At 61.6% G+C, this 25,143-nt stretch carries 25 protein-coding genes; 16 read left to right on the top strand and 9 right to left on the bottom strand.

The window, feature by feature from the left end; genetic code table 11:
* Positions 1–81 precede the first annotated feature (81 nt).
* The 6 genes from AC1RME_RS03595 (at position 82) to AC1RME_RS03570 (ending at position 7,649) form a co-directional block, all read left to right on the top strand.
* Positions 82–828, top strand: a complete 747-nt coding sequence (locus AC1RME_RS03595) for a gluconate 2-dehydrogenase subunit 3 family protein (protein WP_096822446.1) — start codon at positions 82–84, stop codon at positions 826–828.
* 2 nt (positions 829–830) lie between these two features.
* Complete coding sequence (locus AC1RME_RS03590; RefSeq protein WP_096822445.1) at positions 831–2,615, top strand: GMC family oxidoreductase; 1,785 nt, start codon at positions 831–833, stop codon at positions 2,613–2,615.
* 12 nt (positions 2,616–2,627) lie between these two features.
* Positions 2,628–3,929, top strand: a complete 1,302-nt coding sequence (locus AC1RME_RS03585; RefSeq protein WP_493090476.1) for a c-type cytochrome — start codon at positions 2,628–2,630, stop codon at positions 3,927–3,929.
* A 74-nt stretch (positions 3,930–4,003) separates the two neighbouring features.
* Positions 4,004–5,062 (top strand): PA0069 family radical SAM protein, encoded by a 1,059-nt coding sequence (locus AC1RME_RS03580; protein ID WP_096822443.1) that lies wholly within the window; start codon positions 4,004–4,006, stop codon positions 5,060–5,062.
* Positions 5,063–5,300: 238 nt separating this feature from the next.
* Positions 5,301–6,032 carry a carbonic anhydrase gene (locus AC1RME_RS03575; RefSeq protein ID WP_096822442.1) on the top strand — a complete coding sequence of 244 codons (732 nt, stop codon included), beginning with the start codon at positions 5,301–5,303 and terminating at the stop codon, positions 6,030–6,032.
* 90 nt (positions 6,033–6,122) lie between these two features.
* Positions 6,123–7,649, top strand: coding sequence for a SulP family inorganic anion transporter (locus AC1RME_RS03570; protein ID WP_096822441.1), 1,527 nt, complete (start codon positions 6,123–6,125; stop codon positions 7,647–7,649).
* A gap of 51 nt (positions 7,650–7,700) precedes the next feature.
* On the opposite strand, the gene AC1RME_RS03565 is transcribed toward AC1RME_RS03570, so the two are convergent.
* Entirely contained in the window at positions 7,701–8,333 is a 633-nt protein-coding gene (locus tag AC1RME_RS03565; protein WP_096822440.1) for a hypothetical protein, read from the bottom strand.
* 369 nt (positions 8,334–8,702) lie between these two features.
* Between AC1RME_RS03565 and coxB the strand changes: the two genes are divergently transcribed.
* The 4 genes from coxB to AC1RME_RS03545 all read left to right on the top strand — a co-directional run bounded on the left by coxB (position 8,703) and on the right by AC1RME_RS03545 (position 12,991).
* Positions 8,703–9,830: a cytochrome c oxidase subunit II gene (coxB, locus tag AC1RME_RS03560; RefSeq protein ID WP_096822439.1), complete on the top strand. Its 1,128-nt coding sequence runs from the start codon at positions 8,703–8,705 to the stop codon at positions 9,828–9,830.
* Between the two features lie 82 nt (positions 9,831–9,912).
* Positions 9,913–11,499: a cytochrome c oxidase subunit I gene (gene ctaD / locus AC1RME_RS03555; RefSeq protein WP_085713028.1), complete on the top strand. Its 1,587-nt coding sequence runs from the start codon at positions 9,913–9,915 to the stop codon at positions 11,497–11,499.
* A 27-nt stretch (positions 11,500–11,526) separates the two neighbouring features.
* Positions 11,527–12,078, top strand: coding sequence for a cytochrome c oxidase assembly protein (locus AC1RME_RS03550; protein WP_096822438.1), 552 nt, complete (start codon positions 11,527–11,529; stop codon positions 12,076–12,078).
* Positions 12,079–12,103: 25 nt separating this feature from the next.
* Positions 12,104–12,991, top strand: a complete 888-nt coding sequence (locus AC1RME_RS03545; protein ID WP_085733844.1) for a cytochrome c oxidase subunit 3 — start codon at positions 12,104–12,106, stop codon at positions 12,989–12,991.
* 9 nt (positions 12,992–13,000) lie between these two features.
* On the opposite strand, the gene AC1RME_RS03540 is transcribed toward AC1RME_RS03545, so the two are convergent.
* Positions 13,001–13,204 carry a twin transmembrane helix small protein gene (locus AC1RME_RS03540; RefSeq protein WP_065260656.1) on the bottom strand — a complete coding sequence of 68 codons (204 nt, stop codon included), beginning with the start codon at positions 13,202–13,204 and terminating at the stop codon, positions 13,001–13,003.
* 71 nt (positions 13,205–13,275) lie between these two features.
* Here AC1RME_RS03540 and AC1RME_RS03535 point away from each other — a divergent pair, with 71 nt between their 5' ends.
* The 5 genes from AC1RME_RS03535 to AC1RME_RS03515 are packed head-to-tail and all read left to right on the top strand — an operon-like array spanning position 13,276 to position 17,184.
* On the top strand, positions 13,276–14,016 hold the full coding sequence (locus tag AC1RME_RS03535) for an SURF1 family protein (protein ID WP_096822437.1): 741 nt from the start codon (positions 13,276–13,278) through the stop codon (positions 14,014–14,016).
* Positions 13,982–14,575 (top strand): PA_0111/PP_0108 family redox-active disulfide protein, encoded by a 594-nt coding sequence (locus AC1RME_RS03530; protein ID WP_192559408.1) that lies wholly within the window; start codon positions 13,982–13,984, stop codon positions 14,573–14,575. Before AC1RME_RS03535 ends, AC1RME_RS03530 begins: the two co-directional genes overlap by 35 nt.
* 10 nt (positions 14,576–14,585) lie before the next feature.
* Positions 14,586–15,665 carry a COX15/CtaA family protein gene (locus AC1RME_RS03525; protein ID WP_096822435.1) on the top strand — a complete coding sequence of 360 codons (1,080 nt, stop codon included), beginning with the start codon at positions 14,586–14,588 and terminating at the stop codon, positions 15,663–15,665.
* Positions 15,653–16,552 carry a heme o synthase gene (gene cyoE / locus AC1RME_RS03520; protein ID WP_096822434.1) on the top strand — a complete coding sequence of 300 codons (900 nt, stop codon included), beginning with the start codon at positions 15,653–15,655 and terminating at the stop codon, positions 16,550–16,552. The genes AC1RME_RS03525 and cyoE overlap by 13 nt, the downstream gene beginning before the upstream one ends.
* Entirely contained in the window at positions 16,549–17,184 is a 636-nt protein-coding gene (locus tag AC1RME_RS03515) for an SCO family protein (protein ID WP_085733848.1), read from the top strand. Before cyoE ends, AC1RME_RS03515 begins: the two co-directional genes overlap by 4 nt.
* Before the next feature lie 159 nt (positions 17,185–17,343).
* Here AC1RME_RS03515 and AC1RME_RS03510 read toward each other — a convergent pair whose 3' ends face one another.
* The 3 genes from AC1RME_RS03510 to AC1RME_RS03500 form a co-directional block, all read right to left on the bottom strand.
* Entirely contained in the window at positions 17,344–18,117 is a 774-nt protein-coding gene (locus AC1RME_RS03510; RefSeq protein ID WP_096822433.1) for a MetQ/NlpA family ABC transporter substrate-binding protein, read from the bottom strand.
* A gap of 74 nt (positions 18,118–18,191) precedes the next feature.
* Positions 18,192–18,866, bottom strand: a complete 675-nt coding sequence (locus AC1RME_RS03505; RefSeq protein WP_096822432.1) for a methionine ABC transporter permease — start codon at positions 18,864–18,866, stop codon at positions 18,192–18,194.
* Positions 18,866–19,873 carry a methionine ABC transporter ATP-binding protein gene (locus AC1RME_RS03500; RefSeq protein WP_096822431.1) on the bottom strand — a complete coding sequence of 336 codons (1,008 nt, stop codon included), beginning with the start codon at positions 19,871–19,873 and terminating at the stop codon, positions 18,866–18,868. Before AC1RME_RS03500 ends, AC1RME_RS03505 begins: the two co-directional genes overlap by 1 nt.
* A gap of 259 nt (positions 19,874–20,132) precedes the next feature.
* On the opposite strand from AC1RME_RS03500, the gene katE reads away from it, so the two are divergent.
* Positions 20,133–22,274 (top strand): catalase HPII, encoded by a 2,142-nt coding sequence (katE, locus tag AC1RME_RS03495; protein ID WP_096822430.1) that lies wholly within the window; start codon positions 20,133–20,135, stop codon positions 22,272–22,274.
* A 37-nt stretch (positions 22,275–22,311) separates the two neighbouring features.
* On the opposite strand, the gene AC1RME_RS03490 is transcribed toward katE, so the two are convergent.
* From AC1RME_RS03490 to zur, 4 genes are read right to left on the bottom strand one after another with little or no spacing between them, the layout of a single operon-like run.
* The gene (locus tag AC1RME_RS03490; RefSeq protein ID WP_102621160.1) at positions 22,312–23,025 is read right to left on the bottom strand and encodes a PA5502 family lipoprotein; all 714 of its coding nucleotides are present in this window, start codon (positions 23,023–23,025) and stop codon (positions 22,312–22,314) included.
* A gap of 37 nt (positions 23,026–23,062) precedes the next feature.
* Entirely contained in the window at positions 23,063–23,851 is a 789-nt protein-coding gene (gene znuB / locus AC1RME_RS03485) for a zinc ABC transporter permease subunit ZnuB (protein WP_065260666.1), read from the bottom strand.
* Positions 23,844–24,629, bottom strand: coding sequence for a zinc ABC transporter ATP-binding protein ZnuC (gene znuC, locus AC1RME_RS03480; RefSeq protein ID WP_096822428.1), 786 nt, complete (start codon positions 24,627–24,629; stop codon positions 23,844–23,846). Before znuC ends, znuB begins: the two co-directional genes overlap by 8 nt.
* Positions 24,629–25,111: a zinc uptake transcriptional repressor Zur gene (gene zur, locus AC1RME_RS03475; protein ID WP_011331783.1), complete on the bottom strand. Its 483-nt coding sequence runs from the start codon at positions 25,109–25,111 to the stop codon at positions 24,629–24,631. Before zur ends, znuC begins: the two co-directional genes overlap by 1 nt.
* Between the last annotated feature and the right edge of the window lie 32 nt (positions 25,112–25,143).

Here is a 25,143-nt window from a genome sequence, read left to right as displayed (position 1 = left end):
TCCGGCCACGTCGCAACCGACCACTCAAAAGTCGTCCCCAGAAGCGGCTGATAACCATCAATGCCTGATGAGGTGCACCCCATGTCTGATCAAGATCGAGACAACCCGCGGCGTGAGTTTTTGCGCAAATCCCTGACCCTGATCCCGGTGGTCACCCTCGCCGGTACCGGACTCGGTAGCAGCGTGCTGCAAGCCGCCCCGGAAAGCGCACCGGCTGCGGCACCGGCAAAACCGGCCGGCGCTGACGCGGGCGTCTATCAACCGAACTACTTCACCGCCGAAGAGTGGGCGTTCATCAATGCCGCCGTTGCGCAATTGATCCCCAATGATGCCCAGGGCCCTGGCGCTCTCGAGGCTGGCGTGCCGGAATACATCGACCGCCAGATGAACACGCCGTACGCCGCCGGTGCCCTCTGGTACATGCAAGGCCCGTTCAATGCCGACGCTGCGCCCGAGATGGGCTGGCAGAGCAAACTGGTGCCAAAAGAGATCTATCGCCTCGGCATCGCCGCCACGGATCAGTGGGCAAAATCCCTCAATGGCAAAACATTTGCCGAGCAAGACAGCGCTACCCGAGACGATCTGCTCAAGCAGCTGGAAGCCGGAAAACCGCAATTCGACAGCGTTCCAGCGAAGATTTTCTTCAGTCTGCTGCTGCAAAACACCAAGGAAGGGTTCTTCTGCGACCCGATCCACGGTGGCAATAAAGGCATGGTCGGCTGGACCATGATCGGCTTCCCCGGCGCCCGCGCCGATTTCATGGATTGGGTGGAACGCAACGAGCAATACCCCTTCCCGGCAGTTTCGATTCGCGGCGAGAGGGCGTGAGCATGGCAACGGTAATGAAGAAGGTCGATGCAGTGATCGTCGGTTTCGGCTGGACAGGCGCAATCATGGCCAAGGAGCTGACCGAAGCCGGTCTCAACGTGCTGGCGCTGGAACGCGGGCCGATGCAGGACACCTATCCTGACGGCAACTATCCCCAGGTGATCGACGAACTCACCTACAGCGTGCGGAAAAAACTCTTCCAGGACATCTCCAAAGAGACCGTCACCATCCGTCACAGCGTCAATGACATCGCCCTGCCGAACCGCCAGTTGGGCGCGTTCCTGCCGGGCAATGGCGTGGGCGGCGCCGGGCTGCACTGGTCGGGCGTGCACTTTCGTGTCGATCCGATCGAGCTGCGCATGCGCAGCCACTACGAAGAGCGTTACGGCAAAAGCTTCATCCCCAAGGACATGACCATCCAGGACTTCGGCGTCAGCTATGAAGAGCTGGAACCGTTCTTCGATTTCGCCGAAAAAGTCTTCGGCACCTCCGGCCAGGCCTGGACCGTGAAAGGCCAACTGGTCGGCCAGGGCAAGGGCGGTAACCCATACGCGCCGGATCGTTCGAACCCGTTTCCGCTGGAAGCACAGAAGAACACGGTTTCTGCACAACTGTTCGGCAAAGCGGCCACAGAGGTCGGTTACAAACCCTACAACCTGCCTTCCGCAAATACTTCGGGGCCGTACACCAACCCTTACGGCGCGCAGATGGGCCCGTGCAACTTCTGCGGCTTCTGCAGCGGCTACGTTTGCTACATGTATTCCAAGGCCTCGCCGAACGTGAACATTCTGCCGGCGCTGAAACCGCTGCCGAATTTCGAACTGCGGCCCAACGCCCACGTCCTGCGGGTCAACCTCGACAGCACGAAAACCAAAGCCACCGGCGTCACCTACATCGACGGTCAGGGTCGCGAGATCGAGCAACCGGCGGATCTGGTGATCCTCGGCGCGTTCCAGTTGCACAACGTACGGCTGATGCTGCTCTCCGGCATCGGCAAACCGTACGATCCGGTCAGCGGCGAAGGCGTGGTCGGACGTAACTTCGCCTACCAGAACATGGCGACCATCAAGGCGTTCTTCGACAAGGACACCCACACCAACAACTTCATCGGCGCCGGCGGCAACGGCGTGGCGCTGGACGACTTCAACGCCGACAACTTCGACCACGGGCCACACGGTTTCGTCGGTGGCTCGCCAATGTGGGTCAACCAGGCCGGCAGCCGTCCGATTGCCGGCACCTCCAACCCGCCAGGCACCCCGGCCTGGGGCAGCGACTGGAAACGCGCGACCGCCGATTACTACACCCACCAGGTGTCGATGGACGCTCACGGCGCGCATCAGTCCTACCGTGGCAACTACCTCGATCTGGACCCGGTGTACCGCGATGCCTACGGCCTGCCGCTGCTGCGGATGACCTTCGACTGGCAGGAAAACGACATCAAGATGAACCGCTTCATGGTCGAAAAAATGGGCAAGGTCGCGCAAGCCATGGGCCCGAAAGCCATTGCCGTGCTTGGCAAGAAAGTCGGTGAGCACTTCAACACTGCGTCCTACCAGACCACCCACCTCAACGGTGGCGCGATCATGGGCACCGATCCGAAGACCAGCGCGCTGAACCGCTACTTGCAGAGCTGGGACGTGCACAACGTGTTCGTCCCGGGCGCCTCGGCATTCCCGCAAGGCCTGGGTTACAACCCGACCGGGCTGGTCGCCGCGCTGACCTACTGGTCGGCGAAAGCGATCCGCGAGCAATACCTGAAAAACCCCGGCCCGCTGGTTCAGGCTTAAGGAGCGATGACCATGAAGACTCTCGTTATCGCGACCCTGGCACTGCTCGGCAGCGCATCCCTTTACGGCGCCGAAGTTGATCAATCCTTGATCAAAAAAGGTGAATACCTCGCCCGTGCCGGTGACTGCGTGGCCTGCCACACGGCCAAGGACGGCAAGCCGTTCGCCGGTGGCCTGCCGATGGAAACCCCGATCGGCACGATCTACTCGACCAACATCACCCCGGACAACACCGGGCTGGGCGGCTACAACTTCGAGGAGTTCGACCAGGCTGTGCGTCATGGCGTCGCCAAAAATGGCAGTACCTTGTACCCGGCGATGCCGTACCCGTCCTATGCCCGTGTCAGTCAGGATGACATGCAGGCGCTCTACGCCTACTTCATGCACGGTGTTGAACCGGTGGCGCAGGAGAACAAGGCCAGCGACATCCCGTGGCCATTGAGCATGCGCTGGCCGCTGATGGGCTGGCGCTGGTTGTTTGCGCCGAAGGTCGAGGACTACAAACCCGCGTCGGACGATGCCGTCGTCAGCCGTGGGGCGTATCTGGTAGAAGGCTTCGGACATTGCGGCGCCTGCCATACGCCACGGGCCCTGACCATGCAGGAAAAATCCCTGAGCGCGGCCGAAGGCAGCAGTTTTCTGTCAGGCAGCGCGCCGCTGGAAGGCTGGATCGCCAAGAGCCTGCGCGGCGACCACAAGGATGGCCTCGGCAGCTGGAGCGAAGAGCAACTGGTGCAGTTCCTCAAGACCGGCCGCAGCGACCGCAGCGCGGTATTCGGCGGTATGAGCGACGTGGTCACCCACAGCATGCAGTACATGACCGACGCCGACCTGACCGCGATCGCCCGATACCTGAAGTCGCTGCTGGCCAATGACCCTGCCGACCAGCCACATCAGTACGACGAGAAAGCCGCCAAGGCCTTGTGGAATGGGGATGACAGTCAGCGTGGCGCGTCGGTGTACATCGACAACTGCGCGGCGTGCCACCGCACCGATGGCCACGGCTACACCCGGGTGTTCCCGGCGCTGGCGGGCAACCCGGTGTTGCAATCGGAAGACCCGACGTCGCTGATCCACATCGTGCTCAAGGGCGGCACGCTGCCTGCGACGCACACCGCGCCGTCGACCTTCACCATGCCCGGCTTCGCCTGGCGTCTGTCGGATCAGGAAGTGGCGGATGTGGTGAGCTTCATCCGAGGCAGTTGGGGCAACAAGGGCGCGCCGGTCAAAGCAGCTGATGTTGCGGAGTTACGCAAGGAAGACTTGAAGCACACCTCGACCGATGACCTCGGCCAGGTGACACAGCACAACTGACCGTTCGCCCAACGGCACTAGTCAGATCGACAGCGCCTCGATACTGTATATGCACACAGTATCGAGGCGCTGCCATGTCTACCCCTCTTCCCCCGCGCGGTCGCGGCACCGCCACCAATCCGCACAACCGCTTCGCGCCCAGTCGTTCGGTGGCCGAGGACGATGGCTGGTATCAGGAAGTGCCACTGACCCAGGGCACCGAAGTCAGTTTCGAGACGGCGAAAACCATCATCACCCGCAACACCTCACCGGACCTGCCCTTCGACCGCTCGATCAATCCCTATCGCGGCTGTGAGCATGGCTGCATCTATTGCTACGCGCGGCCGAGCCACGCCTATTGGGACATGTCGCCGGGGCTGGATTTCGAAACGAAGCTGATCGCCAAGACCAACGCCGCCCAGGTGCTGGAAGAGCAGCTGGGGAAAAAAGGCTACCAATGCGCGCCGATCAATCTGGGCTCCAACACCGACCCGTATCAACCGATCGAACGCGAACACAGAATCACCCGTCAGACCCTCGAAGTATTACTGCGCTACCGGCACCCGGTGACCATCGTCACCAAGGGTTCTCTGATCCTGCGTGACCTCGATCTGCTCACCGAACTGGCGCAGCAACGGCTGGTGGCGGTGATGATCAGCCTCACCACCCTGGACGATGAGCTCAAACGCATTCTCGAACCCCGGGCCGCCGCGCCCAAGGCCCGGTTGCGGGCGATCCGGGTGATGCGCGAAGCGGGTATCCCGGTCGGTGTGCTGTGCTCGCCGATGATTCCGATGATCAACGACAGCGAAATCGAAAGCCTGCTGACCGAAGCCCACGCCGCCGGAGCCCAGAGCGCCGCGTACATGATGCTGCGCCTGCCGCTGGAAGTGGCGCCGCTGTTCGAGGAATGGCTTGAAGCGCACTACCCGCAGCGTGCGGCGCATGTGTTGAGCCTGATCCGCCAGAGTCGTGGCGGCGAGCTGTACGACAGCCGTTTTGGCGCGCGCATGCGCGGTGAAGGGCCGTTCGCCGACCTGCTCGCGCAACGCTTCGCCAAGGTGTTGAAACGCCTGGGACTCAATCACCGCGAAGGTTTCAATCTGGATTGCACAGCCTTTTGTCCGCCGGGTCGCCAGATGGCGCTGATTTAGGGACAATTGGCCTATGGTTGAGTGGAGGGAATTGCTTACCCGGTTACGCTGGTCACGTTTTTTGTGACCTGGAACACACGTTCTAGAGCGCTTGATTCAGTTTGAGTTAAGTTTCGGCGGTTACCTTGTTCATCGAGTGACTGACGGGTCGGGATGACCCGGATGTTTTTAAACAGCCACTGGCTTCATACCGGAATACACGGGAACGACTCCCCGAATCCGCCAAAGAGGATGAATCATGAGTGACAAGGATAAACAGCCGTTGGCTGCGTCGGCGCAAGCCGTCCCTGGGGCGGAATCCGCCGATGCAGCGCTGCGACATATCGTTGACGGCTTTTTGCATTTTCATCATGAGGTCTTTCCGCAACAGGAAGAACTCTTCAAGAAACTCGCCACGGCCCAGTCGCCACGGGCGATGTTCATCACTTGCGCCGACTCGCGCATCGTCCCGGAACTGATCACCCAGAGCTCCCCCGGCGATCTGTTCGTGACCCGTAACGTCGGCAACGTCGTTCCGCCCTACGGCCAGATGAACGGTGGCGTTTCCACCGCCATCGAATACGCGGTACTGGCGCTTGGCGTGCAGCACATCATCATTTGCGGCCACTCCGATTGCGGCGCCATGCGCGCAGTGCTCAATCCGGACAGCCTGGAAAAGATGCCGACGGTCAAAGCCTGGCTGCGCCATGCCGAAGTCGCGAAAACCATGGTGCATGACAACTGCAACTGCACCGACGAAAAAGAAAGCATGCCGATCCTCACCGAGGAAAACGTCATCGCCCAACTGCAGCACTTGCGTACCCATCCTTCGGTAGCCTCGCGCATGGCGAACGGTCATCTGTTCATCCATGGCTGGGTCTACAACATCGAAACCAGCGAAATCAAAGCTTACGACGCGGATCAGGGACGCTTCCTGCCGCTCGATGGCAGCCATCCGATTCCGGTGGCGACGCCCAAAGCGCGCTTCTAAATCCTCCTAAAAATCCGTGTGGTCTGACGCCGGTCGCTGTTTCAGCGGCCAGGCTTCGCCACGCCTGAAGAAAACTTCGGGAGAGTCATCATGCGTGCAGCTCAATTGAAAGCGGTGTTGCCACGGGAGCTGCTGGCTTCGGTGGTGGTGTTTCTGGTCGCCCTGCCACTGTGCATGGGCATTGCGATTGCTTCGGGGCTGCCACCGGCCAAAGGTTTGATCACCGGGATCATCGGTGGGCTGGTGGTGGGTTGGCTGGCAGGTTCGCCGTTGCAAGTCAGCGGGCCGGCGGCAGGTCTGGCGGTGTTGGTGTTCGAGCTGGTGCGCCAGCACGGGATCGAGATGCTCGGGCCGATCCTGTTGCTGGCGGGATTGCTGCAATTGGTGGCCGGGCGCCTGAAGCTCGGTTGCTGGTTTCGGGTCACGGCGCCAGCGGTGGTCTATGGGATGCTCGCCGGGATCGGCGTGCTGATTGTGCTCTCGCAAGTGCATGTGATGCTGGATGCCGCGCCGAAGCCCTCGGGGCTGGACAACCTGACAGCGTTCCCCGGTGCGGTGGCCCAGGCCTTGCCGTCGTTTGGATGGCAGGCCGGGTTGCTCGGGCTATCGACCATCGCCGTGATGTGGCTGTGGGAGAAATGCCGTCCACATTCACTGCGTTTCATTCCCGGCGCGCTGCTCGGTGTCGGGCTGGCGACAGGCGCCAGCCTGTTGTTGGCGCTGCAAGTGAAGCGGGTTGAAGTGCCGGCAAATCTGGCCGAAGCGATCGACTGGCTGAAACCCGCGGATCTGCTGAGCCTGGCCGATCCGACCCTGCTGATTGCCGCGTTTGCCGTGGCCTTCATCGCCAGCGCCGAAACCCTGCTCTCCGCCGCCGCGGTGGATCGCATGCACAGCGGCCCGCGCTCGGACTTCGACCGCGAACTGTCGGCACAAGGGGTCGGCAACATGCTCTGCGGGCTGGTCGGCGCGCTGCCGATGACCGGGGTGATCGTGCGCAGCTCGGCCAACGTCCAGGCCGGCGCCACCACACGCTACTCGACGATTTTCCATGGCCTGTGGCTGTTGGCCTTCGTGTTGTTGCTGTCGAGTGTGCTGCAAAGCATTCCGGTGGCGAGCCTGGCCGGGGTGCTGGTCTACACCGGTTTCAAACTGGTGGATCTGAAAGCCTTTCGCGGTCTGGGGCGGTATGGCCGGATGCCAATGTTCACCTACGCCGCTACGGCGCTGGCGATCATCTTCACCGACCTGCTGACCGGCGTGTTGATCGGTTTCGGTTTGACCCTGGTGAAACTGGCGTTCAAGGCTTCACGGCTGAAGATCAGCCTGATCGATCTGCCGCAGGACGGGGAAATGGAGTTGCGTCTGGTGGGCGCGGCAACATTCCTCAAAGTGCCGGCGCTGACTCAGGTGCTGGGCAGTATTCCTTCGGGCACGACGGTGCATGTACCGCTCAACAATCTGAGCTACATCGACCATTCGTGTCTGGAACTGCTGGAAGAGTGGGGCCGGGCCAATGCGGCCAAGGGTTCGAAGCTGTTGATCGAGTCGCGGGGATTGAAGCGACGGCTTGAAGGACGAATCCGTACCACCACCGGGATCGGTGCGGCAGGCTGAAAACATTTGGGGGAACAGAGCAATCTGTTCCCCCAATCGTTTGCGCAGAGATCAAGCCGCAGGCTGATCCAGTTCCAGGCCCACGCCCAGACGGCGACTCATGCACGGCCAGCGTTTCCACGCCGCACCGGTGTCCGGGCTGCTGAGTTTCTCGCGGTAGGCTTCCACCGACTCCAGCGCAAAGCTGTCGTCGTCGAGCATGCTGTCCACCGCGTGATGCACCACTTCATCAAGTTGATTGGCAAATTCCTCACCGAGCAACTGGTGAGCAATCAGATTGGCGACCGTCATGTCCAAGGGGATCAGTGGCTGGCCGAAATGCTTGATGTACAGGTCGTTGACCTCTTCGACAAAGCGGTGCGCCAGGTAGGCTTCGTCCAGCAGACTGTCCAGGCCGACCGGCGGCTGGAGAAAGTACTGTTCGGCGATTTTCAGCACCGGTTTGATCTGTGACTCGATTCCCGCTTCCCTGGCGACTTCATTGGCTGCATCCAGCAGGTCTGGCACTTCATCGATGTAGGCGGCGACAAAACGCGTCAGCACGCCATTGGCGTCGGTTTCCGGCAACTGGATCGCCGGGTGCAGGTGTTGCAGTTGGGCTTCCAGCTGACGGGTCAGCTTTCCGGTTTCAATCTCGTGTTGTCGGGCTATGTGGATCTGCTCGCGCAATGCGGCGGTGTTCATGAAAACTCCAGGAAACAAGGCAATGAAATAGGGAAGACATAACTTAGCTGGCTTACGAAAAATGCTAAGACGCATTTGTCATAATTATTTCATCCTTGATACACCTGCGTTATATCGGTTTGCCACCACTCGTCTGCATCCTTCTCCATTCGTGCCCCGGAACGCAAGTGCCAGCTGTTTCACCCGATTGACGTCCGCGCATTGCATTTTTCAGCCGCTGTCTATACTCGCCATTGAATGGAGTTAGCTGATGACGCCCGACTGCACCCGCAGCAAGGCCCGGCGATTCAAGTTCGTAGTCTGATGCAGCCGCTCCCTTGCCGCAGGCGAAAGCCGGCGGGATAACAAGAACGATAAGGGGAACCCGCAATGATGCGACATCCACACGTCTGGATGGGCCTCCTGTTGTGGTCGATTTTCAGCCAGGCCAACGCGGCCTGGACTGTAAATATGGCGCCTGGAGCGACTGAAATCAGTCACGCAGTATTCGACCTGCACATGACCATTTTCTGGATCTGTGTGGTGATCGGGATCATCGTCTTCGGCGCCATGTTCTGGTCGATGATGGTGCACCGCCGTTCTACCGGGCAGGTCGCCGCAAAATTCCACGAAAGCACCACCGTCGAGATTCTCTGGACCGTCGTCCCGCTGCTGATCCTGGTGGCGATGGCGGTTCCGGCAACCGCCACCCTGATCCGCATGTACGACACCAGTGAGCCGGATATCGATATCCAGATCACCGGTTATCAGTGGAAGTGGCACTACAAATACCTGGGCCAGGACGTCGAGTTCTTCAGCAACCTGGCCACCCCCGCCGAGCAGATCCACAACAAGGAAGCCAAGGGCGAGCATTACCTGCTCGAGGTCGACAAGCCGCTGGTGCTGCCGACCGGGGCCAAGGTGCGTTTCCTCGTCACCTCTGCCGACGTGATCCACTCCTGGTGGGTGCCGGCCTTCGCGGTCAAGCGCGATGCGATCCCCGGGTTCGTCAACGAAGCCTGGACCCGCATCGACAAGCCCGGCCTCTACCGTGGCCAGTGCGCCGAACTGTGTGGCAAGGATCACGGCTTCATGCCGATCGTGGTCGAGGTCAAAGAGAAAGCGGACTACGAAAAATGGCTCGCCGATCGCAAGGCCGAGGCTGCGCAGCTCAAAGAGCTGACGAGCAAGGAATGGACCCTCGACGAGCTCAAGGAGCGCGGCGACAAGATCTACCACACCACCTGCGTAGCCTGTCACCAGGCCGAAGGCCAGGGCCTGCCGCCGATGTTCCCGGCGCTCAAGGGCTCGCCGATTGCCACCGGGCCGAAAGCCGATCACCTGCACCGCGTGTACTTCGGCAAACCGGGCACTGCCATGGCGGCGTTCGGCAAGCAACTCTCGGAAGTCGATATCGCAGCGGTCGTGACCTACGAACGTAACGCCTGGGGCAACAACAAGGGCGACATGGTCACGCCAAAAGAAGTGCTGGAGCTGAAACAGGCGGAAAGCAAATGAGCCGGTCTATTGCGTACTTCGTGAACCGGCCGGGGCAAGGCGCCCCGGCCTGCCAAGTCCACTCACTTGAAGGAGACCGGCCATGAGCGCTGTCATCGATGACCACGGTCATGCCGACCACGCCCACGGCCCCGCCAAAGGCCTGATGCGCTGGGTGCTGACCACCAACCACAAGGACATCGGCACGTTGTACCTATGGTTCGCGTTCTGCATGTTCCTGCTCGGCGGCTCGTTCGCCATGGTGATCCGTGCCGAGCTGTTCCAGCCCGGTCTGCAGATCGTCGAACCGGCGTTCTTCAACCAGATGACCACCATGCACGGGCTGGTGATGGTGTTCGGTGCGGTGATGCCGGCGTTCGTCGGCCTCGCCAACTGGATGATCCCGTTGATGATCGGCGCACCGGACATGGCGCTGCCACGGATGAACAACTTCAGCTTCTGGCTGCTGCCGGCGGCGTTCCTGCTGCTGGTCTCGACCCTGTTCACCGCCGGCGGCGGGCCGAACTTCGGCTGGACCTTCTACGCGCCGCTGTCCACGACTTATGCGCCGGAAAGCGTGACCTACTTCATCTTCGCCATCCACTTGATGGGGATCAGTTCGATCATGGGCGCGATCAACGTGATCGCCACCATCCTCAACCTGCGCGCCCCCGGCATGACGCTGATGAAAATGCCGCTGTTCGTCTGGACCTGGCTGATCACCGCGTTCCTGCTGATCGCGGTGATGCCGGTACTGGCCGGGTGCGTGACGATGATGCTGATGGACATCCACTTCGGCACCAGTTTCTTCAGTGCCGCCGGCGGCGGTGACCCGGTGCTGTTCCAGCACGTGTTCTGGTTCTTCGGCCACCCCGAGGTGTACATCATGATCCTGCCGGCCTTCGGCGCCGTCAGCCAGATCATCCCGACCTTCTCGCGCAAGCCGCTGTTCGGCTACACCTCGATGGTCTACGCCACGGCGAGCATCGCGTTCCTGTCGTTCATCGTCTGGGCGCACCACATGTTCGTGGTGGGCATTCCGCTGGTGGGCGAGTTGTTCTTCATGTACGCGACGATGCTGATCGCGGTGCCGACCGGGGTGAAGGTGTTCAACTGGGCCAGCACCATGTGGCAAGGCTCGCTGACCTTCGAGACGCCGATGCTGTTTGCCGTGGCGTTCGTGATCCTGTTCTCCATCGGCGGTTTCTCCGGGCTGATGCTGGCCATCGCCCCGGCGGATTTCCAGTACCAGGACACCTACTTCGTGGTGGCGCACTTCCATTACGTGCTGGTGCCGGGGGCGATCTTCGGGATCTTCGCCTCGGCTTATTACTGGCTGCCGAAGTGGACCGGCCACATGTACGACGAGACCCTGGGCAAGCTGCACTTCTGGCTGTCCTTCGTCGGCATGAACCTGACCTTTTTCCCGATGCACTTCGTGGGACTGGCGGGGATGCCACGGCGGATTCCGGACTACAACCTGCAGTTCGCCGACTTCAACATGGTCTCGTCGATCGGCGCGTTCATGTTCGGCGCCACGCAGATCTTCTTCCTGTTCATCGTGATCAAGACCATCCGCGGTGGCGAGCCGGCACCGGCCAAACCGTGGGATGGCGCCGAAGGCCTGGAGTGGAGCGTGCCGTCGCCGGCGCCGTATCACACCTTCACCACGCCGCCGGAAGTGAAATGAAACCCGTAGCCCTTGAGGGCCGCCGCCATGGCTGACTCGATATCGCTGAAGAAACTGGTGACCCGACTGCTCGGCGTGGTGGTGGCGATGTTTGTCTTCGGTTTTGCCCTGGTGCCGATCTACGACGTGATGTGCAAGGCGTTCGGCATCAACGGCAAGACCGCCGGGCAGTACGAAGGCGAACAGGTTGTGGACAAGTCCCGGCAGGTGCGGGTGCAGTTCCTGTCGACCAACAATGTCGACATGCCTTGGGATTTCTATCCCAAGCATGACGAACTGACGGCCAACCCCGGCTCGGTCAACGAGATGATCTTCATCGCGCGCAATCCCACCGACAAACCGATGAGCGCCCAGGCCGTACCGAGCATCGCCCCGAGCGAAGCGGCGGCGTATTTCCACAAGACCGAATGTTTTTGCTTTACCCAGCAGGTGCTGCAGCCCGGTCAGCAGATCGAGATGCCGGTGCGTTTCATCGTTGACCGCGACATGCCCAAGGACGTGAAGCACCTGACGCTGTCCTACACGCTGTTCGATATCACCGCCCGACATCCTCCGGTGGCTGCAAACACTGGCGGTTAAGCGTGCCCGATAAGGAGAACAATAAATGGCAACTCATGAGCACTATTACGTCCCGGCCCAGAGCAAATGGCCGATCGTCGCGACCATCGGCATGGTCACCACGGTGTACGGCCTGGCGACCTGGTTCAACGATCTGAAGGCAGCGCGCCCGGAATCCCACGGCCCGCTGATCTTTTTCGTCGGTGGCCTGTTGCTGGCGTACATGCTGTTCGGCTGGTTCGGCACAGTGATCAAGGAAAGCCGGGCGGGGTTGTACAGCCCGCAGCTGGACCGCTCGTTCCGCTGGGGTATGAGCTGGTTCATCTTCTCCGAGGTGATGTTCTTCATCGCCTTCTTCGGCGCGCTGTTCTATGTGCGGCACATTTCCGGTCCGGCGCTGGGCGGCGAAGGCACCAAAGGCATCGCCCACATGCTCTGGCCGAACTTCCAGTTCACCTGGCCGCTGCTGCACACACCCGACCCGAAACTGTTCCCGCCGCCCAAGGAAGTCATCAGCCCGTGGGGCCTGCCGCTGATCAACACCATCCTGCTGGTGAGCTCCAGCGTGACCATCACCATCGCTCACCACGCCCTGAAGAAAGGTCATCGCGGTGCGCTGAAGCTGTGGCTGTTGATCACCGTGCTGCTGGGTTGCGGCTTCCTCGCCTTGCAGGCCGAGGAGTACATGCACGCCTATCACGAACTGGGCCTGACCCTCGGTTCCGGCATCTACGGCGCGACGTTCTTCATGCTCACCGGGTTCCACGGCGCCCACGTGACCATCGGCACGATCATTCTGTTCGTGATGCTGATGCGGATCATGCGCGGCCACTTCGACAACGAGCACCAGTTCGGCTTCGAAGCGGCGAGCTGGTACTGGCACTTCGTCGATGTGGTGTGGATCGGCTTGTTCATCTTCGTTTACGTGCTCTGAAGGACAGAGCTACCAAGGCGCGTGCGACACCAGTTGGCCGCTGTAGAAACCCCAGGCAATCAAGCCGACGGTGCAAGCGGCCAATGCCACCCGAACACTCAAGGCGATGACCAGGCGATTCGAGCTGCTGTCGTCCTTGACCAGGAAAAACAGGCCGCTGAACAGGCTGATCACCGTGGCAATCAGCATCAGGACGATAGCTGCTTTGAGCATGGGAAGACTCCGGGGGTACAGGCGATGCAATCAAGTATAGCGGTCGCATTCACTGCTTTTCTGGCGCGGCCATGAAGCGCTTCCGGCCGGGCGTCGTGCCGACGCTGGTGGTCGCCTTGCTGCTGCCGCTGCTGATTTCGCTGGGCTTCTGGCAGCTGGGCCGGGGTGCGGAGAAAACCGCCCTGCTCGCCAGCTACGCCGAACGCCGCGCCGCCGAACCGATGGCCAGCACCGAGCTGGTGCACAGCACCGATCCGGCCTTTCGCCGGGTGCATCTGCACGGCCAGTTCGATGCCGCCCACAGCCTGCTGCTGGACAACCGTCAACGTGACGGCAAGGTCGGCGTCGAGCTGCTGCAACCGTTTCAGGATCAGCGCACCGGCCTGTGGCTGCTGGTCAATCGTGGCTGGCTGCCGTGGCCGGACCGGCGCGTTACCCCGCAATTCAAGACACCGGCCGATGCCGTGAATGTCGACGCCTGGGTGTATGTCGCCCCCGGCGCGACCTTCCAGTTGCACGCCGACCCGGTCAGCAGCACCTGGCCGCAAACCGTCACCGCCGTCGAACCCGCCAAATGGTGGAAAACCCTCGAGCGCGACGGCTTCGCCTATGAATTACGCGCAGAACCCGGTCCCGCCAGCTATCAGGCCGACTGGCCGGTGGTTGCCATGGGCCCGGAAAAACACCTCGGTTACGCCGTGCAGTGGTTCGCCATGGCCACCGCCCTGTTCTGTCTTTACCTCTATCTCGGCTGGCACAACGCAAAGGAGAAACACCATGGGAGCGGCCATGAATCCACCCAGCATGTCTGAAGCAAAAGCCCCGGCCAGTCGCCGTCGCGGCCGCATTCAACTGCTGCTGATCCTGCTCGGCGTGATCGGTCCGATGATCCTCGCCACCGGCATGTACAAGCTGCAATTCTGGGTGCCGGACGGTCGCAGCTATCACGGCGAACTGATCGGCAACGGCCAGAGCCGTGCCGACCTCGGCGTAGCGGCTGACGAAGAACGCTGGCAGATGCTGGTAACCGCGCCGAAGGACTGCGCGGTGGACTGCCAGCAACTGGTGTACCTGGCGCGGCAGATCCAGATCGGCCTCGGCCGCGATGCCGGTCGCGCCAGCCATGCACTCGCTGCCGCGCAACCGCTGACGGCCGACTACGAAGCCAAGCTGAGCCGCGAATATCCACAGCTGCAACGTTACCCACTGGATAGCGCCGCGTTCAGCAAAGCCACCGGCGACAAAACCACGCCACAGCTGTGGATCATCGATCCCCACGGCAATCTCGTGCTGCGCTACGACCCGAGCGTCAAGGGCAAGGATCTGCTCAACGACCTGCGCCACCTGCTGAAACTGTCGAACATCGGATAAGGGCATCGTCATGGCCAAACCTGGATTTCGCCTCGCGCTGTTTGCCACCCTGCTGGCGCTGATCGTGGTGCTGCTCGGCGCCTACACCCGCCTGACTCACGCCGGACTCGGCTGCCCGGACTGGCCCGGCTGCTACGGGTTTATCAGCGTGCCGAAAAGCGAAGCCCAACTGGCCCATGCCGAACTGCATTACCCCGACTCGCCGGTGGAGGCGCACAAAGGCTGGAACGAGATGATCCACCGTTACTTCGCCGGCACCCTCGGCATGCTGATCTCGATTCTGGCCGGACGCGCGTGGGTCAATCGTCGGCATCCGGGGCAACCGTTGAAACTGCCGCTGTTTCTGCTGGCGGTGGTGTTCGCCCAGGCCGCGTTCGGCATGTGGACGGTGACGCTCAAGCTCTGGCCGCAAGTGGTGACCGGGCATTTGCTTGGTGGCTTCGCGACCTTGAGCCTGCTGTTTCTGCTGACATTGAGACTGTCCGGCGTGTTGCCGGCACTGACCGTACCCAAGCGCCTGCAATATTGGGCCACCGCCGGATTGCTATTGGTGATCGGCCAGATCGCCCTCGGCGGCTGGGTCAGTTCCAACTATGCGGCGGTGGCCTGCATCGACTTCCCGACCTGCCACGGCCAATGGCTGCCGCCGGCGGACTTCGCCAACGGCTTTCACCTGACCCAACACATCGGCCCCAATTACCTCGGCGGGCAACTCGACAGCGATGCGCGCACGGCAATTCACCTGACCCACCGCATCGGCGCTCTGCTGGTGACGATTGTCCTGCTCGGTCTGGCGTGGCAACTGAAAGTCGTGGGCATGACGCGGCTGGCCGGGCTGGTGCTGATCGCCCTCGGCGCGCAGATCACCCTCGGCATCAGCAACGTGCTGTTTCACCTGCCGCTGCCGGTGGCCGTGGCGCACAACGCCGGCGGCGCAGCCCTGCTGCTGACCATGGTGCTGGTCAACTATCACGCGCGAACCAGTCTGGTTCGGGTCAAGCAACCGATGCTTGCGCGCTGGCACCTGAGCCCGCGTAAACAGTCGGCGGCGCCCATCACGATAAAAGGAGAGACGCCATGGCGATTCTGATCGGCGAACGTCCCGCGCAGGCGTTGTGGCGAGATTACCTGGAGCTGACCAAACCGAAAGTCGTGGTGCTGATGCTGATCACCTCGCTGGTCGGCATGTTCCTCGCGACCCGCGCCGGCGTGCCGTGGACGGTGCTGGTGTTCGGCAACCTGGGGATCGCGCTGTGTGCCGGTGGTGCGGCGGCGGTCAATCACGTGGTGGACCGGCGCATCGACGCCGTCATGGCGCGCACCCACAAACGGCCGCTGGCCGAGGGCCGAGTCTCGCCTGCCGCTGCACTGACCTTTGCACTGGTGCTGGCGCTGCTCGGCCAGGCATTGCTGCTGACCTTCACCAACCCGTTGACCGCGTGGCTGACCCTGGCCTCACTGCTCGGCTACGCGGTGATCTACACCGGATTCCTCAAACGCGCGACACCGCAGAACATCGTCATCGGCGGCCTCGCCGGCGCCGCCCCGCCGCTGCTTGGCTGGACCGCCGCCACCGGCCACGTCAGCGCCGAACCGTTGCTGCTGGTGTTGATCATCTTCGCCTGGACCCCGCCGCACTTCTGGGCGCTGGCGATCCACCGCAAAGAGGAATACGCCAAGGCCGACATTCCGATGCTGCCGGTCACCCACGGCGAGCACTACACCAAGGTGCACATTCTGCTGTACACCTTCGCCCTGCTGGCGGTCAGCCTGTTGCCGTATGTGATCCACATGAGCGGCGCGCTGTACCTGATCTGCGCCCTCGGCCTGGGTGCAAGGTTTCTGCAATGGGCCGTGGTGCTGTACCGTGGCACTCGGCCGCACGCGGCGATCAACACCTTCAAGTACTCTATCTGGTACTTGTTTCTGCTGTTCATCGCCCTGCTCGTAGACCACTACTTACTGTTGAACCTATGACTCGAACCCAGAAAACCGTCTTCATCCTCGTGGCCGTGATCGCGCTGATCCTCGGCCTGACCGTCAACAAAGTGCTGAGCGGCAAGGGCCAGGGCGACCCGACTGCGCTGATCGACGCCGGCATCATCCTGCTGCCGCAAAGCCGCAACCTGCCGGACGTGACGATGACCAATCAGGACGGCCAACCGGTCACGGTCAACGAGCTAAAGGGCAAGTGGAGCCTGCTTTTCTTCGGCTACACCTTCTGCCCGGACATCTGCCCGACCACCCTCGCCCAACTGCGCCAGATCAAGAGCGAATTGCCGAAGGATGCTGTGGACAAGTTGCAGATCGTGCTGGTCAGCGTCGACCCGAACCGCGACAACCCTGCGCAGCTGAAGCAGTACCTGGGGTACTTCGATCCTCAGTTCATCGGCCTGACGCCGAAGTCGATCGAGGAGCTGCAAAAGGTGGCGAACGCAGTGAGCATTCCTTTCATTCCGGCGGACACCAGCAAGCCGAACTACACCGTTGATCACAGCGGAAACCTTGCGGTGATCGGGCCGGACGGGACGCAGCGTGGGTTTATTCGTGCGCCGTTGAATAATGCCAAGCTGGTTGCGCAGTTGCCGGTGATGTTGAACCGCAAGTAAACGCTGAACGCACAAAAAAGGGGACGCCACTGGCGTCCCCTTTTTCGTTTTTGATCGTTCCCACGCTCTGCGTGGGAATGCAGCAAGGGACGCTCTGCGTCCCAGTGGACGCGGAGCGTCCGGGGATGCATGCCCACACAGAGCATGGGCACGATCAGATTAGAACGCCGGCAACACCGCGCCTTTGTACTTCTCGGTAATGAATTTCTTCACTTCCGGGCTGTGCAACGCAGCGGCCAGTTTCTTCATGGCGTCGCTGTCCTTGTTGTCCGCACGGGACACCAGAATGTTCACGTAAGGCGAGTCGTTGCCTTCGATGATCAGCGCGTCCTTGGACGGATCCAGCTTGGCTTCGAGCGCGTAGTTGGTGTTGATCAGCGCCAGGTCGACCTGAGTCAGCACGCGCGGGATGGTCGCGGCTTCCAGTTCACGGATTTTCAGGTCTTTCGGGTTCTGGGCGATGTCCTTGACGGTCGACAGGATGTTAGTCGGATCCTTCAGGGTGATCACGCCAGCCTTGGCCAGCAGCAACAGCGCACGGCCGCCGTTGGTGGCGTCGTTCGGGATCACCACGTTGGCGCCGCTTGGCAGCTCGTCGAGCTTCTTGATCTTGCTGGAGTAAGCGCCCAGCGGCTCCAGGTGCACGCCGGTCACGGCGACCAGGCTGGTGCCCTTGGCCTTGTTGAACTCATCGAGGTACGGCTGGTGCTGGAAGAAGTTGGCGTCCAGACGCTTCTCGGCCACCTGCACGTTCGGCTGGATGTAATCGGTGAAGACCTTGACCTTCAGATCCACGCCTTCTTTGGCCAGAACCGGCTTCACGAATTCGAGGATTTCCGCGTGCGGCACCGGGGTGGCGGCAACGGTCAGGGTTTCGTCGGCGTGAGCCGAGAACGCTGCAACGGCAGCCAGGGCAACGATCAGTTTTTTCATTCAGCTAACTCCTTTTTACGGCGCCCGTCTGGCGCCTGCCAGCGAATGGCCGGCTCATGTCATTACAAAACCGGTTATTTGCGCGAAAAGTGAACGACCAGTCGGTCGCCTGCCATTTGCAGCACTTGCACCAGAATCAGCAGCAACACCACGGTGACGATCATCACGTCGGTCTGGAAACGCTGGTAGCCGAAACGAATCGCCAAGTCACCCAGGCCACCGGCGCCGACCACACCCGCCATTGCGGTGTAGGAAACCAGTGTAATCGCCGTCACCGTAATCGCCGCGAAGATGCCCGGACGGGCCTCCGGCAACAAGGCGTTCATGATGATCTGCCGGGTGGTCGCGCCCATCGACTGGGTCGCTTCGATGATGCCGCGATCGACTTCACGCAGAGCGGTTTCCACCAGCCGCGCGAAGAACGGCGTTGCACCTACCACCAACGGCGGAATCGCACCGGCCACACCCAGCGAGGTGCCGGTGATCAGCACGGTGAACGGGATCATCACGATCAACAGAATAATGAACGGCAGCGAACGCAGGATGTTCACCACCAGCGACAGCAAGGCGTACACGCCTTTGGCTTCGAGCAACTGACGCGGGCTGCACAGGAACAGCAACACGCCCAGCGGCAGGCCGAGCAACACGGTGAACAGCAGCGAACCGCCGAGCATCATCATGGTGTCGCCAGTGGCCAGCCAGATTTCGTACCAGTCGATATTGGTGAAGAAACTCATCAGGTCTGCCATTAGCGCAACACCTCCATGTGAACGTCAGCGGCGGTGAAGCGGGCGAACGCCGCGTCCATGTCGCCACCGGTGACGGCGAGGGTCAATTGCCCGTAAGGAATGTCTTTGATGCGGTCGATACGACCGGCCAGGATGCTGTAGTCCACACCGGTTTCCCGGGCGACGGTTCCGAGCAACGGCGCGTAGGTCGCTTCGCCCTGGAAGGTCAGACGTACGATGCGGCCCGGCACGTGAGCGAAGTCATCGCGCTGCTCGCTTTCGTCGATCTGCTCGTCTTCCTGGACGAAACGCTTGGTGGTCGGGTGCTTCGGATGCAGGAACACCTCGGCCACCGAGCCTTGCTCGACGATCACGCCGGCGTCCATCACCGCCACCTGATCGCACACACGACGGATCACGTCCATCTCGTGGGTGATCAGCACGATGGTCAGCTTCAGCTCACGGTTGATCTCGGCCAGCAGTTGCAGCACCGACGCGGTGGTCTGCGGGTCGAGGGCGCTGGTGGCTTCGTCGCACAGCAGGATTTTCGGTTTGGTCGCCAGGGCACGGGCAATACCGACGCGCTGCTTCTGGCCACCGGACAACTGCGCCGGGAATTTTTTCGCGTGATCGGACAAACCGACGCGCTTGAGCAACTCGGCCACACGCTGGTCGATCTCGGCGCGGGACAGTTCACCGGCGAGGGTCAGCGGCAGCGCGACGTTGTCGGCCACGGTCTTGGACGCCAGCAGGTTGAAGTGCTGGAAGATCATCCCGACTTGCTGACGGAAACGGCGCAGGCCGTTGGCGTCCAGCGCGGTGACTTCTTCGCCGTCGACAATGATCTTGCCGCCACTGGATTCTTCCAGGCGATTGATCAGACGCAGCAGGGTACTTTTTCCCGCACCGGAATGGCCAATCAGGCCGAACACCTGACCGTTCTCGATGGAGAGACTCGTCGGATGCAGCGCGGTGATGTCCTTACCGGCGACGCGGTAAGTCTTATGGACGTTTTGAAACTCGATCACGTAGCGAACCTTGTGGGGCGCGTTGGAAAAGGATCAGCGGTTAGCCGGGCGCGCATTTTAGCCTGTCCGTATAGAGGTTATTAGCATTTATTCCGCATTCAACCTTTCATTTGGCAATAACGCGATCAAAGGTCATAAAAAAGGAACGGCAAAAACCCTCGTCAGTCACTAGTTAAGCGACTTGAAACTCCGGGTACCGTGCCCGGGAACCACTCAAGAGCCCCGGCGCGACCGGGGTCAAACGAGGAGTTTACGTCTGATGAGTACCAAAAAGCCTGCCACCGACAAAAGCCAACTGGCCGGGACCAACACCCCGGATCGCGCCAACACCAACGCCAAACTCGACAGCCTGGAAAAGTTTCGCTCCGACGCCACCGGCCAGGCCCTGCGCACCAATCAGGGTGTGAAGATCGCTGACAATCAGAACACGCTGAAGGCCGGGCCCCGTGGGCCGTCGCTTCTCGAAGACTTCATCATGCGTGAGAAAATCACGCACTTTGACCATGAGCGGATTCCCGAGCGTATCGTCCATGCCCGCGGCACAGGTGCACATGGTTTCTTTCAAACCTACGAGAACCATTCGGCGCTGACCAAGGCTGGTTTCCTACGGGATCCGGGGAAGAAAACCCCGGTTTTCGTACGCTTTTCCACGGTGCAAGGGCCACGCGGCTCCGGCGATACCGTGCGCGACGTGCGTGGTTTTGCCGTGAAGTTCTTCACCGATGAAGGCAATTTCGACCTGGTCGGCAACAACATGCCGGTGTTCTTCATTCAGGACGCGATCAAGTTTCCCGACTTCGTCCACGCGGTAAAACCCGAGCCGCACAACGAAATGCCCACCGGCGGCTCGGCTCACGACACGTTCTGGGACTTCGTGTCGCTGGTGCCGGAATCGGCGCACATGGTCATCTGGGCCATGTCCGACCGGGCCATCCCGAAAAGCCTGCGCAGCATGCAGGGTTTCGGCGTGCACACTTTCCGGCTGGTCAACGCCGAGGGCAAATCGCGCTTCGTCAAATTCCACTGGCGCCCCACCGCCGGCACCTGTTCGCTGGTGTGGGACGAAGCGCAGAAGCTGGCGGGTAAAGACACTGACTACCATCGGCGCGACCTCTGGGAGGCCATCGAGACCGGGGACTACCCGGAATGGGAACTTGGCGTACAAGTCATCGAGGAGGAAAACGAGCACGACTTCGATTTCGACATCCTCGACCCTACCAAACTGATTCCCGAGGAAATCGTCCCGATCACGCCGCTGGGCAAGATGACCCTCAACCGCAACCCGGACAACTTCTTCGCCGAAACCGAACAGGTCGCGTTCTGCCCCGGCCATATCGTGCCGGGCATCGACTTCTCCAATGACCCATTGTTGCAAGGCCGGCTGTTTTCCTACACCGACACGCAGATCAGCCGACTCGGCGGGCCGAACTTTCATGAGCTGCCGATCAATCGCCCGGTCGTGCCCTTCCACAACGGCCAGCGCGATGCCCAGCACCGCACGGTAATCGACAAGGGTCGCGCGTCCTACGAGCCGAACTCGATTGATGGCGGCTGGCCGAAAGAAACTCCACCGGCCGCGCAGGACGGCGGGTTCGAAAGCTACCCGGAACGCATCGACGCCAACAAGATCCGTCAGCGCAGCGAGTCGTTCAGCGATCACTTCTCCCAGGCGCGGCTGTTCTTCAAGAGCATGAGCAAGCACGAGCAGGAACACATCATTTCGGCCTACAGCTTCGAACTGGGCAAGGTTGAGCGGGAGCACATTCGGGCCCGGGAAGTGAACGAGATTCTGGCCAACATCGACCTGGAACTGGCCAAGCGCGTGGCGCACAACCTTGGGTTGCCAGCGCCGGCCAAAGGCACGGTCGAGGTACGCAAGACATCTTTGGATCACTCGCCGGCCCTGAGTCAGGCCAACCTGTTGCCGGAGAACATAAAGACGCGAAAAGTGGCGATTCTGGCGGCCAATGGTGTCGATGGTGCAGCGATCGATGCGATGAAGAAGGCTCTGGCGGCAGAAGGTGCGCATGCCAAATTGCTCGGCCCGACCTCGGCGCCGGTAAAGACAGCCGATGGCAAAAGCCTGGCGGTGGATGCGTCGATGGAAGGTTTGCCTTCGGTGGCGTTCGACGCGGTGTTCGTGCCGGGTGGCGCGGCGTCGGTCAAGGTGTTGAGTGGTGACGGCGTGGCGTTGCATTACCTGCTGGAGGCTTACAAACACCTGAAGGCAATTGCGCTGCAAGGCGACGCCAGGCAGTTACTGGATGTGTTGAAGCTGGAGGTGGATGCCGGGCTGATCGAGGGCAAGGATGTGAAAGCGCTGACCAAGTCGTTCTTTGCGGCGATCGGGCAGCATCGGGTCTGGGATCGGGAAGCGAAGGCCAAGGCGATTCCGGCCTGAAAAAAACCGCAGCCTGCGAAATGCAGGCTGCGGTCATTCAAGGTTTGCGTGGGCTCAAGACCATCTGTGCCGGAACTGTGCGCAAGATCTGTTTCTCGATCTGCAGATCGAAATCCGGATCGAGCTTCTTCACGCGCTTGGTGATCAACGTCGCCAGCCACGGGTAATCATTGGTGCGCGGCGCCTGAATGCTCACCGCACAGTCGTAATTCACCACATCGGCGGCGATCGCGTCGAGTTGACGGCGAAGTTTGCGGCTATCGGTGATATTCAGCGCAACCGTGGTGCTTTCGGCGGTCGGATCGATCACCTTGGCTTTCGGCTTGGCTTCGGCGGCCTGAAGTGCCGCTTCGGCTTTCTCCAGCTCAGCCTTGCGGGCTTCGGTGATAGCACCGTTGACGCCACCGGTCAGCGCCGGGGCCTTGGGCATCAGCGCGCGGGCCCGGGCCAAAGCAGTTGCGGCAGCATTCACATCGCCCTTCTGCAGGACGATCTGGCTGCGGCGCAGATAGGCTTCGGCCAACTGGCGCTGGTATTGCTCAAGGGACTGATCGTTGGGCGTTTCGGCCTGCAAGGCTGCCAATTGGTCTTCGGCTGTGGCCAGTTCGCTGCTGGCCAGGCTTTGCTCCAGCTGTGCGATGGCCGTGGCCCGCGCATCGGGGGCTTCGGCCACCGGCGGCGTGCTTTGGCAGGCGCCCAGCAGCACTGAAAATGCGACAAGGAGCAGATAACGGGAGGCGAACGGCTTCATTCCTGCGACTCTCTATTTGCGCAAAAAACGAGCAAGTCTACACCCCTCGACGGGGCAGAACAAAACTCAGCAGAAACAGTGCGGCCGCCGTCACAACGATTGACGGGCCGGCCGGGGTGTCCTTGAACCAGGACAACGCCAGCCCGCCACACACGGCGAGCATGCCCAGCAGGCTCGCGCCCAGTGCCATCTGCTCCGGCGAGCGGGCGTGACGTTGTGCCGCAGCTGCCGGGATGATCAACAGCGACGTAATCAGCAACACACCGACGATTTTCATCGCCACGGCGATCACCACCGCGATCAGCAACATCAGCGCCATGCGCAAACCGGCCACCGGCAGGCCTTCGACCCGGGCCAGTTCTTCGTGCACGGTGATTGCCAGCAACGGCCGCCACAGCGTCACCAGCAGCACCAGCACCGCCGCGCTGCCACCGAGGATCCATGCAAGGTCAGTCGGACTGATCGCCAACAGATCGCCAAACAGATAGGCCATCAGGTCGATCCGCACTTCATGCATGAAGCTTAGTACCACCAGCCCGAGAGAGAGCGTGCTCGGCGCAAGAATACCCAACAACGTGTCGGACGCCAGTGGCTGACGCTGTTGCAGGGTTACCAGCAGCACCGCCAGCAGCAGGCAGCCCACGGTGACCGCAACGGTCGGGCTGACATCCAGCAGAAAGCCCAGCGCCACGCCGAGCAGCGCGGCGTGGGACAGGGTGTCGCCGAAATAGGCCATGCGCCGCCAGACCACGAACGAGCCCAGCGGCCCCGCGACCACCGCCAGCGCCAGACCTGCAAGCAGGGCGTAGAACAGAAAATCAGCCATGCTTGCAGCTATCTCCGTGAACGTGAGGTTGGCCCGTCACAGGCCCTTTGACCACCGAACCGTGCAGGTCGTGGGCGTGGTCGTGATGGTGGTGATAGACCGCCAGGCTCGGCGCGTGATTGCCGAACAACTCGACGAAAGCCGGGTCGCCGCTGACCTGCTCGGGATGCCCGGAGCAGCAGACGTGACGGTTGAGGCACACCACCTGGTCGGTGGTGCTCATCACCAGATGCAGGTCGTGGGAGACCATCAACACGCCGCAGCCATGACGGTCGCGCAGGCGGGTGATCAGGCTGTACAGCTCGGCTTGCCCGGCCACATCGACACCTTGCACCGGCTCGTCGAGCACCAGCAGTTCCGGCTCGCGCAACAGCGCCCGGGCCAGCAGCACGCGCTGCATTTCGCCGCCGGAAACGCTTTGCACCGGGCTGTCGATGACGTGCTCGGCGCCGACTTCCTTGAGTGCCGCCAGCGCACGCGGACGATCAACACCCGGCACCAGCCGCAGGAAGCGCAGCACTGACAGCGGCAAGGTCGGATCGACGTGCAGTTTTTGCGGCATGTAGCCGATGCGCAGTTTCGGCTTGCGCCAGACGCTGCCGCTGTCGGGCTTCAACAGCCCGAGCACGGCGCGCACCAGCGTGGTCTTGCCGGCGCCGTTGGGGCCGATCAGGGTGACGATCTGCCCCGGTTCGACGCTCAGGTGAATGTTGTCCAGCACGTTCTGCCCGGCAAACCGGACAGCCACCTGCTCCAGACGGATCAACGCATCGCTCATCAAGCCCCCCGGCAACCGGAGCAGAGGCCGACCACTTCGACGGTCTGGGCCTCGACGATGAAGCCGACGTCCTTGGCGCTGTGGACGATCGCATCGCTGATGGTTTTTTGCTCAAGCTCGATGGCGGCGTGGCACTCGCGGCAGATCAGGAACTGCCCCTGGTGCGAGTGTTTCGGGTGAACGCAGCCGACAAAGGCGTTCAGCGAGGAGATTCGGTGCACCAAGCCGTTTTCCAGCAGGAAATCCAGCGCGCGATACACGGTCGGCGGCGCAGCGCGGCGGCCGTCCTGCTCGCTGAGCACCGCCAGAATGTCGTAGGCACCCAGTGGCTTGTGGCTCTGCCAGACCAGTTCCAGCACCCGCCGACGCAATGCGGTCAGGCGCAGGCCTTTCTGTGCACACAAGGCATCGGCCTCGGACAGGGCGCTGTGGACGCAATGGGAGTGGTCGTGGGGACGGCTGGCAATCGGGGTAATAGGCATGAGCGGCGACGAGTTTGGTTAGAGACGTTATT

Source organism: Pseudomonas sp. GW822-FHT03F08 (genome assembly GCF_058801265.1).
Note: the sequence above shows the minus strand (reverse complement) of the source record. Positions and strands in the feature narration are given on the sequence as shown.

What these genes read in the sequence shown, in the direction of transcription:
- AC1RME_RS03595 (WP_096822446.1), top strand. Translation starts at nt 82, where the DNA reads ATGTCTGATCAAGATCGAGACAACCCGCGGCGTGAGTTTTTGCGCAAA.
- AC1RME_RS03590 (WP_096822445.1), top strand. Translation starts at nt 831, where the DNA reads ATGGCAACGGTAATGAAGAAGGTCGATGCAGTGATCGTCGGTTTCGGC.
- AC1RME_RS03585 (WP_493090476.1), top strand. Translation starts at nt 2,628, where the DNA reads ATGAAGACTCTCGTTATCGCGACCCTGGCACTGCTCGGCAGCGCATCC.
- AC1RME_RS03580 (WP_096822443.1), top strand. Translation starts at nt 4,004, where the DNA reads ATGTCTACCCCTCTTCCCCCGCGCGGTCGCGGCACCGCCACCAATCCG.
- AC1RME_RS03575 (WP_096822442.1), top strand. Translation starts at nt 5,301, where the DNA reads ATGAGTGACAAGGATAAACAGCCGTTGGCTGCGTCGGCGCAAGCCGTC.
- AC1RME_RS03570 (WP_096822441.1), top strand. Translation starts at nt 6,123, where the DNA reads ATGCGTGCAGCTCAATTGAAAGCGGTGTTGCCACGGGAGCTGCTGGCT.
- AC1RME_RS03565 (WP_096822440.1), bottom strand. Translation starts at nt 8,333, where the DNA reads ATGAACACCGCCGCATTGCGCGAGCAGATCCACATAGCCCGACAACAC.
- coxB (WP_096822439.1), top strand. Translation starts at nt 8,703, where the DNA reads ATGATGCGACATCCACACGTCTGGATGGGCCTCCTGTTGTGGTCGATT.
- ctaD (WP_085713028.1), top strand. Translation starts at nt 9,913, where the DNA reads ATGAGCGCTGTCATCGATGACCACGGTCATGCCGACCACGCCCACGGC.
- AC1RME_RS03550 (WP_096822438.1), top strand. Translation starts at nt 11,527, where the DNA reads ATGGCTGACTCGATATCGCTGAAGAAACTGGTGACCCGACTGCTCGGC.
- AC1RME_RS03545 (WP_085733844.1), top strand. Translation starts at nt 12,104, where the DNA reads ATGGCAACTCATGAGCACTATTACGTCCCGGCCCAGAGCAAATGGCCG.
- AC1RME_RS03540 (WP_065260656.1), bottom strand. Translation starts at nt 13,204, where the DNA reads ATGCTCAAAGCAGCTATCGTCCTGATGCTGATTGCCACGGTGATCAGC.
- AC1RME_RS03535 (WP_096822437.1), top strand. Translation starts at nt 13,276, where the DNA reads ATGAAGCGCTTCCGGCCGGGCGTCGTGCCGACGCTGGTGGTCGCCTTG.
- AC1RME_RS03530 (WP_192559408.1), top strand. Translation starts at nt 13,982, where the DNA reads ATGGGAGCGGCCATGAATCCACCCAGCATGTCTGAAGCAAAAGCCCCG.
- AC1RME_RS03525 (WP_096822435.1), top strand. Translation starts at nt 14,586, where the DNA reads ATGGCCAAACCTGGATTTCGCCTCGCGCTGTTTGCCACCCTGCTGGCG.
- cyoE (WP_096822434.1), top strand. Translation starts at nt 15,653, where the DNA reads ATGGCGATTCTGATCGGCGAACGTCCCGCGCAGGCGTTGTGGCGAGAT.
- AC1RME_RS03515 (WP_085733848.1), top strand. Translation starts at nt 16,549, where the DNA reads ATGACTCGAACCCAGAAAACCGTCTTCATCCTCGTGGCCGTGATCGCG.
- AC1RME_RS03510 (WP_096822433.1), bottom strand. Translation starts at nt 18,117, where the DNA reads ATGAAAAAACTGATCGTTGCCCTGGCTGCCGTTGCAGCGTTCTCGGCT.
- AC1RME_RS03505 (WP_096822432.1), bottom strand. Translation starts at nt 18,866, where the DNA reads ATGGCAGACCTGATGAGTTTCTTCACCAATATCGACTGGTACGAAATC.
- katE (WP_096822430.1), top strand. Translation starts at nt 20,133, where the DNA reads ATGAGTACCAAAAAGCCTGCCACCGACAAAAGCCAACTGGCCGGGACC.
- AC1RME_RS03490 (WP_102621160.1), bottom strand. Translation starts at nt 23,025, where the DNA reads ATGAAGCCGTTCGCCTCCCGTTATCTGCTCCTTGTCGCATTTTCAGTG.
- znuB (WP_065260666.1), bottom strand. Translation starts at nt 23,851, where the DNA reads ATGGCTGATTTTCTGTTCTACGCCCTGCTTGCAGGTCTGGCGCTGGCG.
- znuC (WP_096822428.1), bottom strand. Translation starts at nt 24,629, where the DNA reads ATGAGCGATGCGTTGATCCGTCTGGAGCAGGTGGCTGTCCGGTTTGCC.
- zur (WP_011331783.1), bottom strand. Translation starts at nt 25,111, where the DNA reads ATGCCTATTACCCCGATTGCCAGCCGTCCCCACGACCACTCCCATTGC.